Annotated in this window: 12 protein-coding genes and 1 tRNA gene; 5 read left to right on the top strand and 8 right to left on the bottom strand. The window is 69.7% G+C overall.

Going from position 1 to position 14,198, the window contains the following annotated elements; all coding sequences use genetic code 11:
• Positions 1-275 precede the first annotated feature (275 nt).
• Together AC067A_RS21780 and AC067A_RS21775 are read right to left on the bottom strand one after the other, a co-directional pair.
• On the bottom strand, positions 276-449 hold the full coding sequence (locus AC067A_RS21780; RefSeq protein WP_479244135.1) for a hypothetical protein: 174 nt from the start codon (positions 447-449) through the stop codon (positions 276-278).
• Positions 450-490: 41 nt separating this feature from the next.
• On the bottom strand, positions 491-706 hold the full coding sequence (locus tag AC067A_RS21775) for a hypothetical protein (RefSeq protein WP_479244145.1): 216 nt from the start codon (positions 704-706) through the stop codon (positions 491-493).
• Here AC067A_RS21775 and AC067A_RS21770 point away from each other — a divergent pair.
• The gene (locus tag AC067A_RS21770; RefSeq protein ID WP_479244134.1) at positions 660-890 is read left to right on the top strand and encodes a hypothetical protein; all 231 of its coding nucleotides are present in this window, start codon (positions 660-662) and stop codon (positions 888-890) included. The two genes, AC067A_RS21775 and AC067A_RS21770, sit on opposite strands and share 47 nt — an antisense overlap.
• Positions 891-1,081: 191 nt before the next feature.
• Here the strand turns inward: AC067A_RS21770 and AC067A_RS21765 are convergent, their stop codons facing one another.
• The 5 genes from AC067A_RS21765 to AC067A_RS21745 form a co-directional block, all read right to left on the bottom strand.
• The gene (locus AC067A_RS21765) at positions 1,082-3,703 is read right to left on the bottom strand and encodes an RICIN domain-containing protein (protein WP_479244133.1); all 2,622 of its coding nucleotides are present in this window, start codon (positions 3,701-3,703) and stop codon (positions 1,082-1,084) included.
• Positions 3,704-3,743: 40 nt separating this feature from the next.
• Positions 3,744-6,137: a non-reducing end alpha-L-arabinofuranosidase family hydrolase gene (locus AC067A_RS21760; protein ID WP_479244132.1), complete on the bottom strand. Its 2,394-nt coding sequence runs from the start codon at positions 6,135-6,137 to the stop codon at positions 3,744-3,746.
• 382 nt (positions 6,138-6,519) lie between these two features.
• On the bottom strand, positions 6,520-8,115 hold the full coding sequence (locus AC067A_RS21755) for a sigma-70 family RNA polymerase sigma factor (protein ID WP_479244131.1): 1,596 nt from the start codon (positions 8,113-8,115) through the stop codon (positions 6,520-6,522).
• Positions 8,116-8,981: 866 nt separating this feature from the next.
• The gene (locus AC067A_RS21750; protein ID WP_479244130.1) at positions 8,982-9,203 is read right to left on the bottom strand and encodes a hypothetical protein; all 222 of its coding nucleotides are present in this window, start codon (positions 9,201-9,203) and stop codon (positions 8,982-8,984) included.
• A gap of 306 nt (positions 9,204-9,509) precedes the next feature.
• Positions 9,510-9,917 (bottom strand): MarR family winged helix-turn-helix transcriptional regulator, encoded by a 408-nt coding sequence (locus AC067A_RS21745; protein WP_479244129.1) that lies wholly within the window; start codon positions 9,915-9,917, stop codon positions 9,510-9,512.
• Between the two features lie 162 nt (positions 9,918-10,079).
• On the opposite strand from AC067A_RS21745, the gene AC067A_RS21740 reads away from it, so the two are divergent.
• On the top strand, positions 10,080-11,027 hold the full coding sequence (locus AC067A_RS21740; protein WP_479244128.1) for a quinone oxidoreductase family protein: 948 nt from the start codon (positions 10,080-10,082) through the stop codon (positions 11,025-11,027).
• A 67-nt stretch (positions 11,028-11,094) separates the two neighbouring features.
• Here the strand turns inward: AC067A_RS21740 and AC067A_RS21735 are convergent.
• Positions 11,095-11,165: transfer RNA gene (locus tag AC067A_RS21735), tRNA-Gly, on the bottom strand.
• Positions 11,166-11,570: 405 nt separating this feature from the next.
• On the opposite strand from AC067A_RS21735, the gene dcd reads away from it, so the two are divergent.
• From dcd to AC067A_RS21720, 3 genes are all read left to right on the top strand, one after another.
• Positions 11,571-12,146 carry a dCTP deaminase gene (dcd, locus tag AC067A_RS21730; RefSeq protein WP_479244127.1) on the top strand — a complete coding sequence of 192 codons (576 nt, stop codon included), beginning with the start codon at positions 11,571-11,573 and terminating at the stop codon, positions 12,144-12,146.
• A gap of 13 nt (positions 12,147-12,159) precedes the next feature.
• Positions 12,160-12,657: a phosphoribosyltransferase gene (locus AC067A_RS21725; protein ID WP_317596877.1), complete on the top strand. Its 498-nt coding sequence runs from the start codon at positions 12,160-12,162 to the stop codon at positions 12,655-12,657.
• Between the two features lie 272 nt (positions 12,658-12,929).
• The gene (locus AC067A_RS21720; protein ID WP_479244126.1) at positions 12,930-14,042 is read left to right on the top strand and encodes a peptidoglycan DD-metalloendopeptidase family protein; all 1,113 of its coding nucleotides are present in this window, start codon (positions 12,930-12,932) and stop codon (positions 14,040-14,042) included.
• Positions 14,043-14,198: the final 156 nt, after the last annotated feature.

The raw sequence follows: 14,198 nt of genomic DNA, 5'->3' as shown, positions 1-14,198 counted from the left end.
GATCACTGCGGGCCACCCGGTCCGGCCGCCAGTCCCGTCGCCGTCCTGCAACAACCCTGGCTTCGAGACTCCACCGCCGCACCGTCCTGCGAACTACAACTACCTGTACTGCTTGCCGGCAGTTCTTCTCTGCCAGGCCCTTCTGTCTCTTCTGGCTACGAGAGAAACCATAGCGACGCTGCCACCTAATGTCTACTCCGGCCGTTATAGATTTTTGAGTGTTCGGCGATGAGGTAACCGACCTCGAACCGTGATGCAGGGCGGGCATGGCGCGTTCACACCGGGTGGACCGCCCCACGTCGGGGCAGATACGACGGGCAGGAAGGAACGGGCAGGTCGTTGCGCGGTTTCCGCCCCGGGACGCCGAGGAGGCGGTTGCCTTCGGTGGCTTGGTAGGGGGCGGTCAGGACCCGGTCGCGGTACCCCTGTCGCTCGCGGAGTGTCGCCATGGTCGAGTCCCTTCGTGGGGGTGGGGAACGGCCGCGGGTCCTCACACCTCGTCGGCGTGGGTGGCGCCGGCACGTGAGGACGGGCTGCTGGTGGTGAGCCAGGAGAGGGCGGGTTCCGCGGTGGTTTCGGTGTCGACGGTGAGGTGGAGCCGTGTGCCGCCGTCGGGAACGGGGTAACTGCGCTGTTCCGTCCCGGCGAAGGAGCGGCGGATGACTTGGGCGACCGCGCGGGCGGCCTCGGGGGCGGCGGCGACGATGCGGATCTCGGCCTGTCCGGCCGAGGGCGGGGGCGCGGTGACGGCCCGCCTGGCCGGCGCCCCGGCCGACCGACCGCCGCCGACCAAGCACATGGAGCTGGTCGACTGGCTCGAGTTCGAGCACGGCCTCGGCCGCGCCAACGCCCTCGTCGCCCCCACCCTCGCCGAGGACAACGGCAAGTGATCATGCGGGGGCGCCCGGGGCGCGGCGGCACTCGGCCGGACCAAGGGAACCAGCGGCCGATCTGACGCCGCATGAGGTCTCGTACGGCACGTTGTGGCACGGCGTCCCGTCGAGGGGGCGGGGAGGCGTCTTCCCTCAGCCAGGGCGGGGCCGCAGGCCGTTGTGCCTGCGGCCCCGCCCGGGTGTCGGGGTCAGGACGGGTCGCCGTACTGGAGGCCGCGTCCGTTGGTGCCGATGTAGACGCGCCCGAAGGTGTCGGGGTCGCCGGTGACGACGCCGCCGCTGATGTTGCCCCACTGGTGGGCGTCGTCGTTGACGCGGAGCCAGGTGGCGCCCTTGTCGGTGGAGCGGAAGACTCCGGTGACGTCCTTGACGGTACCGATCAGGTACAGGGCCTGGTAGGAGGCGCCCGGCGCGGCTTTGCCGAAGCCGAGGGCGGAGGCGGACTTCGACGTGCTGAGCGTGGTGAAGGTGCGGCCGCCGTCGGTGGAGTGCAGCAGCCCCTTGTCATGGCCGGCGATCCACAGGTCCCCGGCGATGCCGGGGACGGCAGTGAGCCGGCCGGCGGGCAGGCCGGTGGCGCGGGCGGTGAAGGTCGCGCCGCCGTCGGTGCTGACGTGGAGCGTGCCGCCGGACAGTGAGTAGAAAGTCCTGCCCGAGGAGCGGTCGGCGACGACCACGGCGTCGGTGCCCAGGCCGCTGACCTTCGACCAGTTCGCCCCCTTGTCGGTCGAGCGGTACGGAACCTGGCCGCCCTGGGTCCAGACGATGGTCGAGCCGTCCGCCGCGAGCGCGACACGCCCGTCCTGGGCGCCGGCCACCGGCTCCGCCTTGAAGCCGTTCCAGCTGATGCCGCCGTCGGTGGAGTAGGCACCGTCCTGCGCGCCGCCACGGCCGACACGGACCATCACCGAGGGGTTGGACTGGGCGAAATCGATGTCGGTGCTGTTGGTCATCATCGGGTTGCTCAGCCGCCCGGCGGGCACCTTGGTCAGGTCGTCGTGGCGGAAACCGCCTTGGTCACCCATGGCGGTGATGACGGCGGCACCGCCGGGAGGGGCGATCGCGTCCATCAGCGCGGTCTCCTCCAGTCCGCGTGCACCCACGGTCCAGTGGCCGGTGCCGCCGCTGTCGGTGGCGGTGGCGTCCTTGCTGCGCCAGATGCCGTTGCCGGTGCCGTACAGCACGTGCCCGGAGTCGAAGGGGTCGATGGCCAGGGCGGTCATCCAGTGCCCGGTGTGGGTGCCGATGTACGGAGCGGCGGAGGCGTCCCGTGCCGACTTGTCGGCCAGTGCCTTCCAGGTGGTGCCGCCGTCGGTGGTGCGGTAGACCTCGTCCTCGGGCCACCAGCGGTCGAGGGTGGTGACCATCACCGTGGACGGCTTCTGCGGGTCGACGGCCAGACCGGAGAACCCGTAAGAGCCCTGGGACGGGGAGATGTTCTTCCACGCCCCGCCGGCCGGTGTGTACTTCCACACCGAGCCCCCCGTCACGCCGTTGGGTCCGAGGTTGTTGGTGTACGTCAGGTACAGCGAGCCGTCACCGGAGATCACGCCGTGCTGCGGCAGTTGGCCCGCAGGCTGCCCGGAGACGGTCTGCCAGGTGCTGCCGCCGTCGGTGGAGCGGTAGAGGGAGGTGGACCTGTCAGCGACGCCGACGTAGATCGTCTTGCTTCCGGCCGGGCCGTACGTCACGAAGGAGATGCCCGCGCCGCTCCCCGCCCCGTCCTTGACGGGGAACGAGGAGACCTGACTCCATGTCGCGCCGTGGTCGGTGCTCCGCCACAGGCCGTTCTTGCGGGTGCCGAGGAGCAGGGTGCCGTTGTTCGCGGGGTCGATCACCAGGCGTTCGCCCGCCCCGCGGCCGTCCTCGTTGGCGCCCAGCTTGAAGGGCAGATCGGTGCGCTGGAAGGTGCGGCCCCGGTCGGTGGAGCGCAGGATCGCGCCGTTGCCCGCCCAGCTGTTGGTGTAGGTGCCCGCCCCGAGGTAGAGCCGGTCGGGGTCGACGGGGTCGGTGGCCAGCGAATCGATGCCCAGCAGGTTCCAGTCCTTCTCGCCGACCCAGTCGGTCAGTGGGATCCACTGCTCGGCCGCGGCGTCCCAGCGGTAGGCGCCGCCCATGTCGGTGCGCGCGTACAGCAGGCCCTTCGCACGCGGGTTGAACACCAGCCCGGTGACGTAACCGCCGCCCACCACCTGGGCGTTGTTCCACACATACGGTCCGGTTCCGGTCGCCTGGGACCCGGCCGTCTTCACCAGCTTCCACTGCTGGTTGGTGCTGCCCCGGCCGGGATACTGGATGACCACCGCGCCGTCGGCCGTGGAGCCTCCGGAGACGTCCAGGACCTGGCCGCTCCTGCGGGAGGTGAAGGTGACGGTGTCGGAACCGCTCACCTCGTCGATCCGCCACTCCTGAGAGGTGGAGGCGCTGTCGGTCTGCTGCTCGGCGGCGGCCGCCTGGGCGGACGAACCGCCCGCTATGCCCAGCACTTTGCCGCTGTTGCGGTTCACCAGCTCGTAGTAGCCGTCCCCGGTGGGTCGCAGCTTCCACTGCTGGTTGGCGGTGTTCTGGTCGGTCCACTGCTGGATGCGGGTGCCGTCGGCGGTGGAGAAGGCGTTGACGTCCAGCACCTTGCCGCTGCGTACGGAAACCAGCCGGTAGTAGGCATTGCCGTCGACCGTCGCGGCCTGCGAGTCGTCCTGCACGAACAAGAGATACGGCACGACGAGGGCGGGCGCTCCGAGCAGCAGTCCGGTCGCCGTCCAGCGACGGCGGTGACGCCCGCGGCGCCCACGGTTCGTGGGGTTCTTCATGGGGGGTGTTTCTCCTTGCGTATGACCGTGGATCGGGCAGTCAGCGCTGCAGGGTGAGGACACCCGGCCGGTACGGCAGCTTCACGTAGTCGGTGCCGTCCGAGGCGGGGTTCCTGCCCTGGTAGAGGAACTGCAGGTTGCAGGGGTCGATGGTCATGGTCTGGTCGGGGTTGGTGCGGACCAGGTCACCGTGGCTGATGTCATTGGTCCAGGTGGCACCGCTGTTGGCCTTGCCCGCGAAGGGGCTGGACTCGCTGCCGGCCTGCTCGGCCCACGGGCCGTTCAGGCTGGAGGCCGTGAACGAGCGGAAGTAGCGCCCGCGCGCACCCATCGCCTCGACGATCATGAGGTACTGGTTCTGGCCCTGGACCTTGTAGACCTCCGGCGCCTCGAACAGCCTCGCCTTCGTGTCGCTCATGACCGTCGTGTACGAGGAGCCGAAGCTGCCCGGGAAGTTCCCGATCGGCATGGTCGACTTGTAGATCTTGCCGTTGTCATCGGCGAAGAACAGGTACATGTTCTGGCCATCGGCGATCACGGTCGGGTCGATCGGGGCGCCTACGGGGAGGCGGCCGGTGAACAGCTCCCGCGGCGCCGACCAGCCGTTGGGGTCGGTGGGGTCACTGGACGTGCGGTAGCTGAAGGGCCAGGCGGTACCCCACCCGTTCGAGACCAGTACCCAGATCTTCTTGGGCGCGAAGTAGAACAGTTTGGGCGCCACCGCGGACCCGCTGATACTGGTCTGGGTGGCTGTCGCCATGTCCGACCAGTTCGTGAACGGACGGAACGTCATCGCGCCCCACTGCGATCCGGTGGAGGTGGTCGCGTAGACCAGGTGCTTGCCGTTGTACGTCACGGTGGTGAAGTCCTTCAGCGCGACCGACCCGTTCGCCGGCTGCGCCAGCGGGCCCGTCGAGGTCCACCGGTACGTCGACGGAAGCGCGCACGTGCCGCCGCCCGACCCGGACGACCCGGACGGGGCGGACGGGGCGGTCCACTTCTGGTTGCCGACGCCCCCACAGGCGTGCAGCTGGATCTTGGTGCCGTTGGCGGTGGCCGCGCCGACGGCGTCGAGGCACAGCCCGGACTGGACGCCGGTGATCGTGCCGTTGGTGTTGATGTTCCACTGCTGGTTGGTGCCGCCGTTGCAGTCCCAGATGACCACCGCGGTGCCGTTGGCGGTGCCCTTGCTCTTGGCGTCCAGGCACTTGTCGCCGTGGATCTTCAGCTGCTTGCCGGAGGTGTGGGTCCAGCGCTGGTTGGTCTGTCCGTTGCAGTCCCACAGCTGCGCCTGGGTGCCGTTGGCGGTGGTGGAGGCGGGGATGTCGATACAGCGGCCGGAGGCCACGCCCTTGATCTCACCCGTACCGGTACCGGTACCAGGTCCGTCGGACGGCTTGCTCGGGGTGGTACCCGGGCCGGAGTTGAGGGCCTTCATGACGGCGGCGTACGCGGGCTTGGGCTTGCCGTCGTTGTCGAACAGCAGCGGGTTCTCGCCGGTGCGCCAGGAGTCGCTGTCACGAACGCCCCACACCGTGATGCCGGTGCAACGGGCCACGGACAGGCAGGCTCTGACCGCGTCGGCGTAGTGGGTGGGCGATGCCTGGGCGATGTCCAGCTCGGTGATCTGGACATCGACGCCCAGGGCGGCGAAGTTGGCCAGGGTGGTCTTGAAGCCCGCCGGCGGGCCGCCCGCTCCGAAGTGGCTCTGGAGCCCGACGCAGTCGATGGGAACGCCGCGGGACTTGAAGTCCTTGACCATTCTGTAGACGCCCTGGGTCTTGGCGTCCGACCAGTTCTCGATGTTGTAGTCGTTGTAACAGAGCTTGGCCGAGGAGTCGGCCGCACGGGCGGTGCGGAACGCCTCCTCGACGAAGCCGTTGCCCAGGACCTTCTGGAACACCGAGCTGCGGAGCCGGCCGCCGGGGCCGTCGGCGAACGCCTCGTTGACCACGTCCCACGCGTAGACCTTGCCCTTGAAGTGGGTCATCGTGGTGGTGATGTGGCGGTTCATCACGCTGCGGAGCGTGTTCGCGTCGCCGATCGAGCCGACCCAGGCCGGGAGCTGCGAGTGCCAGACCGTGGTGTGGCCGCGCACGCGCTGGCCGTTCGCCTTCGCACGGTCGACGATCCGGTCGGCGGGGCCGAAGGTGAAGTTGCCGCGGGACGGCTCGACGGCGTCCCACTTCATCTCGTTCTCCGGGGTGATCATGTTGAACTCCCGGTCGGCGATGGCGGTGTACGCCGAGTCGCCGAGCCTGCCGGCGGCCACAGCGGTGCCGAAGTACCTGCCCGAGGGGGCCGCCTGCGTCCCCAGGTTCGCGGCTCCGGCGGAGCTGGGGAGGAGCGTCACGACACCGGCCACCACCGTCGCGGCCGACAGTCCTATTGCCACTGTCCGGCGACGCCGGCTGAGCCGGTGCAGGCCCTTCATGATTCTCCTCGGGGGTCGCGGGTCACCCTGGGTGCCGTGATCGTGGGGGCGTGTCGCGTCATGGGAGGGGCTTTCTTCCGGGGATACGTCAAAGGGGGATAGCGGGGAACCCGCCACGCCTGCCCGTCGTGGTGAGCGGCGGGAAGAGCACCCCATGCAAAGGAGGCCTCCGCACGCGCGGTCCCGTAACGGAAATGTCGCGCCGTTCGGACGATTGCCCGGTGATGCATCTCGCGGGCGGAAAGCGTTATGCCGAGCCCCGCGGTCCGGTCGTCGCGGTGGAAAGGGCGCGCCGCCCTGATCACCAGTGAAGGTTTCCGGAATGGCGGCAGCCGTCGATGAACACGGACCGAAGCTGGATCACGTGCTCAACGAGCGGTTCTCAGGACCAGGACCCGCGCACGATGAAGGAAGCCTGGCCGGCGAAGGCCCGAGTGCCGTCGGAGCCGTCGAGCCAGACGCCACCGTCGCGGTGGCGGATGACCGATCCCGGATAGTTGTGCGCGTGCAGGGTCACCGACCCGGCGACCGCCCCCGGGCGCGGACAGAAGGTGGCGTCTTCACGGAACAGTTCGCTGCCGTCGTCGCTGCTCAGCCGCAGCCGCAGGTCACGATGGCGCAGATACCGGCCGTCGGCGGCGCGGAAGGTGACGCACCGTGTGTCGGCCAGCCCCCCGATGACCGTGAAGGTGACCCGCTGGCGTGTCCCCGCGCTGCTGGACGTGGAGACCCGGCCGAGCGTCGCGAAGTCGCCGGCGTACGTGAGGTACAGGGCGGGCTGGTCCACGGACTCCAGCGACTGCGCGCCCAGCGGAACAGTGCCCGCGGAGGCGGACGGACTCACCGGGGACGGTTCGGCCGACGTGGTGGTGCGCGACGGGATCGGCGTGGGAGTGCCGACCGTGGGGTTGCCGACCGTAGGAGTGCCGACCGTGGGGTTGCCGACCGTAGGAGTGGCGATGACCCCGGGCTCCCGATGCGCCGGTTCGGGCCAGGTCGCGTAGGTGGCGGTCCCGGCGATGAGCACCGCGCCGGTGGCGAGGCTCACCAGCTGGTGAGCGGTCACCGCGTGGAGTTTGCCGATCAGCGCGCTGTGGAGACCGCCTCCCGCCGTCGCCGTGCCGACGGCGGCGTGTGCCGTGGCCAGCCCGGCGGCGCTCGCGGCCGTACCCGACAGCAGGCCCTTGGCGGCCAGCGTGGCGACGAGCCCGGCAGGGACGGCCAGCGGCGCGAGGCTGAGGAGCAGCAGTTCGGCCGGAACCCGTTCTGTCGTCGTCGCCATGCAGACCGGGCAGCCGCGGGTGTGCCGCGCGATCCGCTTGCGCCACACCGATGCGGGGAGACCGTCCCAACCGGCGACGGTCTCGTTCAGCTGCGGACAGCGCGGGTCGGCCTCCAGCGCGGCGACGATCGCCCGGCTCAGTTCCAACTGCTCGCGCATGCGTTGCAGGCGTACTCCGACGTGGGCGACGGTGAGTCCCGTCGCGGCGGCGATGTCGTCACGGCTCAGCGAGCCGGCGCGTTCTTGCCACCACAGCGACAGCAGCGCCCGTTGGTCCTCGTCGAGCCACCGTCCGGCTTCGACGGCCTGCCGGCGCTCGTCCGACAGACGCAGACGCAGGATCGTGACGTCCTCGGGTTCGGCCCCGGCGTCCGGTATCCGGCGTGCCTCGTCGATGACCGTGGTCCGGTCGGCGAAGGTGCGTTGCCGGTGCCAGTGGGTGTTGATCTGGCGGAGCGTGATCGACACCAGCCAGGACCGGAAGCTCTCCGGGGCACGCAGGGCAGGCAGGTCGCGCACCACGCGCAGCAGGGTTTCCTGGACGACGTCGTCGACGTCGGCGTGTCCGCTCAGCGCTCGCCCGACGATGTTGTAGACCAACGGCAGGTACGCGGCGATCAGCTCCTCGCGCGCCCGATCATCACCGGCCTGCGCCGCGACGACCAGCCCCGCGTGGTCCGCGTCCATGAGCCCCATCCCCACCTCCCTCAGGGGAGCGGTCTTCCCTCCGGGAAGCGATCCGCCGAGTACGGCGCCTCACCTTAGCGTCGGCAAGCTATGCGGCCAAAGCCCGTGCCTTGGGCCAACGGACCGGCCCGTGCCGGCTGGTGCCCGGCACCGCGCGTGAGGACGGGAGCGAGGTGCTCGTTCACCGCTCGGCGGTCCACGGTGCGCCGAGCGCATCCTGCTCGAGGGCGCGTGGGTGCGCTTCGACCTCACCTCGTCACCGAGGACGGCGAAGCCGGCGCTCCGGAGAACGACGAAGCCCCGGGTCGCTGACCTGGGGCTTCGTTCGAGAGCGGATGACGGGAATCGAACCCGCGCCATAAGCCTGGGAATCACCGACGTCCGTCTCGCTCAGCTCTAGTCCGACCTGCGGAAATGCTTCTTGGCAGGGCATTCCTCGCCGGTCCCGAGACGCCTGTGTCGACCGCTGATCACCGCCCTGAAGGGCACGGCTGGGGCACGCTGCCAGAGCCTGGAAGCGATCTGCGCCCACACCAGCACCGACGAGCCGGCCATGGCCGCCATCCGGGGCGGCCTGCCCACGCTCCGCCGTCTGGTGCCCGAAGCCGTCGTCACGAGTGGGAGCTAGCCCGCCTCGCGTCGAGCCGCACTCGTGCCAGGGGCTGACGCTTGCGCGTCCTCGTCGAACAGGAAGGTGTCGATCTCCCCGAAGTCGGCCGCCCGGAAGGGATGTGTGCTGGGCTGCGGCGATGTTGCGGCGGCGCAGGGGGACGCCTCTTCCGGAGCGGAGAACGGCGAGGTCAGGTCGATGAGAGGGGTCCTCTTCCTTGTGGGTCCGTGAACGCGTCTGGGGTGCCGTGACCGGGCACGGGGTCCTACAGCTTGCTCATCTTGGTGTACGGACTCAGGATCCGCTCTTGCGCCGAGCCGAAATCCACGACGACCGCGATCCCGTCCTCGACGCCGACGACCCGGCCGAGGCCGTGCACGTCGTGTGTGACCTGGTCGCCTACGGCGAACTGCTTGGGAGGCAGCGCGACCGGGGCTTTGAAGGGGCTGGTGGGCAAAAAGCGCTTCGGTGCACTGGGCTTTGTCATTGCTACCAGTATGCGCCCGCACGTATCCGCTAGGGCCGTTCACGTCCGCAGTGAGGTGGAGCCGAGAGGAGTCTCACCGAGAAGCAGAAGCCCCGGGTCGCTGACCTAGGGCTTCGTTCGAGAGCGGATGACGGGAATCGAACCCGCGCCATAAGCTTGGGAATCACCCGGCACTTGGGCTTGCTTATGGCCTCTGAGCTGCGAGAACGACCGACCTTGGGCCCCCTTCCGGCTGCTCCTCCACCCCGTTGTCGACCGCTGTTCACCGCCCCTACTGGCACGTTGTGGCACGGCCTCCGGACGGCGTCATCGTGTCTCCTTCCACTCGGCGGCTCGGTGGGTCTGTTCGGTGAGTACTTCGCGGGCGCGCTCCAGGAGATCGCACAGCGCGGTGTGCTCGGCGGGCGTGAAGGCTTGTGAGAGGGCGCGCTCGAGCACGATCACCTCCTGGTAGGCGCGGTCGAGCAGGTTCCCGCCGAGTTCGGTGAGAGAGGCGATGAGGACCTTCGCGTGTACGGGGGAGGTCTCCCGTTTGATCAGGTCCTTGTTCTGCAGCCCGGTGAGGACCGGGGCCATGGTCTGCTGGGTGACGCCGCAGGCGCGTGCCAGCTGGGCCCCGGACAGGCCGTCGGGTTCCCGGGACAGGGTCAGCAGCACCGTGTACTGGGTCATGGTGAGGCCGTAGCCGCGCAGCACCGCCTCATGGTGTGCCATCAACGCCTGCTCTGTGCGCCGGATGCGCGTGCACAGGTACTCCTCCGCAGGGATCTCCGCCACGTCGCCCACTCCAAACTCAGCTCCCTGACTTGACTCAGGTACCTGTCACTCATAGCGTCTTCGGTGTCAGGGTACTGATTCACCACAGGGAGCGTATTGATGAAGGCCATCGTGCTCGGGTCCGACGATCGATTCACCCTCGCCACTGCCGAAGCACCGACCCCGGGCCCCGGCGAGGTGGCCATCCGCGTCCGGCACGCGGGCCTGCAGTGGGGTGACGTGCTCGTCGGCAACGGCCACTTCCCCACGCCGCGCCCCTTCATCCCCGGCTTCGAGGCCGCCGGGAACATCGTCGCCGTCGGCGAGGGCGTCGATACCGCGCGCATCGGCCGGCCCGTTACCGCGCTCACCGCCTCCGGTGCCTTCGCCGAGTTCGTCACTGCCCCGGCCGTACTCGCCTTTCCCGCCGAGGACCTCGACCCCCGCACTGCGGCGGCCTTCGGCTGGGCCACGCCGACCGCGTACGACCTGGTCAGCACGGTCACCCGCGTCCGCCCCGGAGACCGTGTGCTCATCCACGCGGCGCTGGGAGGCGTCGGTTCACTCGCGGCGCAGTTCGCCAAAGCCGCCGGCGCCGCACGCATCGTCGGCGTCGGCGGTGACGCCGAGCAGGCCGATTACGCGGCCGGCCTCGGCTACGACCACCTGATCTCCCGCGCCGACTTCCCCGATGCGCTCGCCGACGAGCGGTTCGACGTCATCCTCGACCCCGTCGGCGGTCCGGCCCGCCTGGCCAACCTCGACCGGCTGGCCCCGCACGGCCGCCTCGCCGTCTACGGCAACATGGCCACGTTCGAACCGGTGCAGATCAACGCCAACGACCTGCTCATGACCGGCGCATCCGTCCTCGCCTACAACAGCAACCTGCTCAGCCGAACCCACCCCGAACGCCTCGCGGCCGGCGCGGCCGAGGCCCTGCGACTGCTGACCGACCGACGGATCCACATCGACATCTCCGCCGAGTACGAACTCGCCGAGGTCCCCACCGCCATCCAGCGCCTCGCCGCAGGGGCCACCCGAGGCAAGGCCGTCATCCGAATCGGCTGACACGAACGGCCCGAGAGAGCTGGGTGACAAAGAAGCCCCAGGTCGCTGACCTGGGGCTTCGTTCGAGAGCGGATGACGGGAATCGAACCCGCGCTATAAGCTTGGGAAGCTCATGTTCTACCATTAAACTACATCCGCGCAGCGGCCGGATGAACCGTGCCGCATCGTTGCACACTGTACCCCATGCGCCACTTGCGGCGAAGCTCGCGCCTCCGGGTGTCCGGAGTGCCGCGTGGAGGGCGCCCTCTTCATCCCCTAATGTGGCTGATCGTCCACCACATGTGTAGGGGAAGGGACTTGATGGGTTCCATGGAGCGCACCGTCGTCCGCTGTGCCGAGGGGCATGTGTTCAGTACCGCGTCGTTCCCGCTTCAGCAGCTCGGGGCAGGGCGGATCGGGCCCGGGCGGCTGATCCGGTGTCCGCGGTGTGCGCGGTTGCGGCATGCGGTGCCGGTGGAGATCGCGCGGCGCTGAGCCGAGGGTGCCGGGGCGCGGACGGCTGCCGATTGGGGCAGGTCCGCGCCCTCTGCGTATCGTGGGGGCGTGCTTCTCTCAGACAAGGACATCCGGGCCGAGATCGATGCCGGACGGGTGCGCATCGACCCGTACGACGAATCCATGGTGCAGCCCTCGAGCATCGACGTGAGGCTTGACCGCTTCTTCCGGGTGTTCGAGAACCACCGCTACCCGCACATCGACCCCGCCGTCGAGCAGCACGACCTGACGCGCGAGGTCGAGCCGGAGGGCGACGAGGCGTTCATCCTGCATCCGGGCGAGTTCGTGCTCGCCTCGACCTACGAGGTCATCACTCTGCCGGACGACATCGCGTCGCGGCTGGAGGGGAAGAGCTCTCTGGGGCGGCTGGGTCTCGTGACGCACTCGACCGCCGGGTTCATCGACCCCGGATTCTCGGGACACGTGACCCTGGAGCTGTCGAACCTCGCCACCCTGCCGATCAAGCTCTGGCCGGGGATGAAGATCGGCCAGCTCTGCATGTTCCGGCTGAGCTCGCCCGCCGAGTTCCCGTACGGGAGCGAGCGGTACGGCTCGCGGTACCAGGGACAGCGGGGGCCGACGGCGTCCCGCTCGTTCATGAACTTCCATCGGACCCAGGTGTGAGGCGGTCGCAGGCATGAGTGAGGTACGCGAGAACCTGACGTACGAGGGCTTCGGGACGGCCGTCCGCGAGCTGGCCCAGACCATCGCCGACGACGGTTACGAGCCCGACATCGTGCTCTCCATCGCGCGCGGCGGCGTCTTCGTCGCCGGGGGTCTGGCCTACGCCCTCGACTGCAAGAACATCCACCTCGTGAACGTGGAGTTCTACACCGGCGTCGGGACCACCCTGGAGATGCCGGTCATGCTGGCGCCCGTGCCGGACGCGATCGACTTCTCCGACAAGAAGGTCCTGATCACCGACGACGTCGCCGACACCGGCAAGACGCTCAAGCTCGTCCACGACTTCTGCGTCGACCACGTCGCCGAGGTCCGTTCGGCCGTCATCTACGAGAAGTCGCACTCCCTCGTGAAGTGCGAGTACGTGTGGAAGAAGACCGACGAGTGGATCAACTTCCCCTGGTCGGTCGAGCCGCCCGTCGTGAGGCGCGAGGGCCAGGTCCTCGACGCCTGAGGCACCGGCCTCCTCTCCTCCAGGACCGTGGGACCCGGTCACCTGAGCCTTCTCAGGTGACCGGGTCCCCGTCGTTTCCGGGTCCCCCCGTTTCCGGGTCCCCGTCGCTTCCGGGCCCCGTCGTCTTCCTGGGCCCCGTCGTCTTCCCGGTCCCCGTCGTTTCGCGGGTACGCGCGCGGGGTGCGGTTCCGCGGATTCGTTGGGTTGTCGGGGCGGGGGCGGACGGGTGGGATGAGCGGGCTCGCGATCTTCCCCCCGGACAAGGAGAAGCGTTGACCGAGAACGAGGCACGGCACCGTTGTGGCGGCGGCCGGGACGGCCACCACGTCCCGGCGGGCGTCAGCCGCCGCACCCTGCTGCGCGGGGCGGTGGTCGGGGGAGGCGCGCTGGCGGTCGGCGGGCTGGTCCTGCCGACCGGCGCGTACGCCGTCCCCGCGATCTACAACCCGTTCGCCGCGTACGCCGTCACCGGCCCGTGGGACCCGCCGAACCACAACGGCGTCGACTTCGGCATGGCCGTGGGCACGTCGCTGCCCGCCTGCGCGGCCGGGACGATCGAGAACATCCCGTACAACGGGACCGGCGGGCACACCGTGACCATCCACCACGGCGGCGGATACCGCAGCCAGTACATGCACCTGTCGAAGTTCCTGCTGGCGAACGGCGCCTCGGTGGGCGCCGGGACCGTCGTGGGGCTCTCCGGCGGGGCGGCGGGCGCCGACGGCTCGGGGAACTCGACCGGGCCGCACCTGCACTGGCACGTGATCGACCCCAGCGGCGTCCGGGTGAACCCGCTCTCCTTCGGCTCCGCGCCGCCGCCCGTGCAGGGCGAGGGGCTGACGCTGCAGAAGATCGCGGGCGCCGGCGGCTACACCGGAGCGCTGGACGGGGTACCCGGCACGAACACCTGGCTCGGCGTCCAGCAGGTGATGAGGGGCTACGGGTACACCGGCCCGCTCGACGGCGCGCCCGGCACCGGCACGTACGCGGCCCTCCAGCGGATGGCGCAGAAGGGCGGCTACGGCGGGCCGGTCGACGGGGTGATGGGCACCAACTCGTGGAAGGGCGTGCAGACCGTCCTGCGCCGCTTCGGGTACGCCGGCCCCATCGACGGCGCGCCGGGCACGAACACCTACGCCGCACTCCAGCGCCTCGCCAAGCTCGGGGGCTACACGGGTCCGGCCGACGGCGTCCTGGGCGGCATGTCGTGGAAGGGCGTGCAGAAGGTGCTCACCGGCTACGGCTACACCGGCCCGATCGACGGCGCGCCCGGCACCGGCACGTACGCGGCCCTCCAGCGGATGGCGCAGCTCGGGGGCTACACGGGTCCGGTCGACGGGGTCCCGGGCACCTACACCTGGGCCGCGCTCGCGAAGCTCGTCTGACGGGCTCGGCCGTCCGGGGGGTCCGGTCACCGCCCTGATCCGTCCTACCTGTACTTCTCGCAATCCGGCCTCTCCTGACCGGTCTTGCTCATATCTTCATCGTTGCGTGTCACGGGGCCGTCGAGGCCCGGCACATCCGCGTACCTTCCGGCGGCC

The sequence above is a fragment of the Streptomyces sp. NPDC043176 genome, assembly GCF_056436715.1.
This window is presented reverse-complemented; position numbering and strand designations above follow the sequence as displayed.

Coding starts and splice junctions, on each gene's coding strand:
- AC067A_RS21780 (WP_479244135.1), bottom strand. CDS start 449: ATGGCGACACTCCGCGAGCGACAGGGGTACCGCGACCGGGTCCTGACC.
- AC067A_RS21770 (WP_479244134.1), top strand. CDS start 660: ATGACTTGGGCGACCGCGCGGGCGGCCTCGGGGGCGGCGGCGACGATG.
- AC067A_RS21765 (WP_479244133.1), bottom strand. CDS start 3,703: ATGAAGAACCCCACGAACCGTGGGCGCCGCGGGCGTCACCGCCGTCGC.
- AC067A_RS21760 (WP_479244132.1), bottom strand. CDS start 6,137: ATGAAGGGCCTGCACCGGCTCAGCCGGCGTCGCCGGACAGTGGCAATA.
- AC067A_RS21755 (WP_479244131.1), bottom strand. CDS start 8,115: ATGGGGCTCATGGACGCGGACCACGCGGGGCTGGTCGTCGCGGCGCAG.
- AC067A_RS21750 (WP_479244130.1), bottom strand. CDS start 9,203: ATGACAAAGCCCAGTGCACCGAAGCGCTTTTTGCCCACCAGCCCCTTC.
- AC067A_RS21745 (WP_479244129.1), bottom strand. CDS start 9,917: ATGGCACACCATGAGGCGGTGCTGCGCGGCTACGGCCTCACCATGACC.
- AC067A_RS21740 (WP_479244128.1), top strand. CDS start 10,080: ATGAAGGCCATCGTGCTCGGGTCCGACGATCGATTCACCCTCGCCACT.
- AC067A_RS21725 (WP_317596877.1), top strand. CDS start 12,160: ATGAGTGAGGTACGCGAGAACCTGACGTACGAGGGCTTCGGGACGGCC.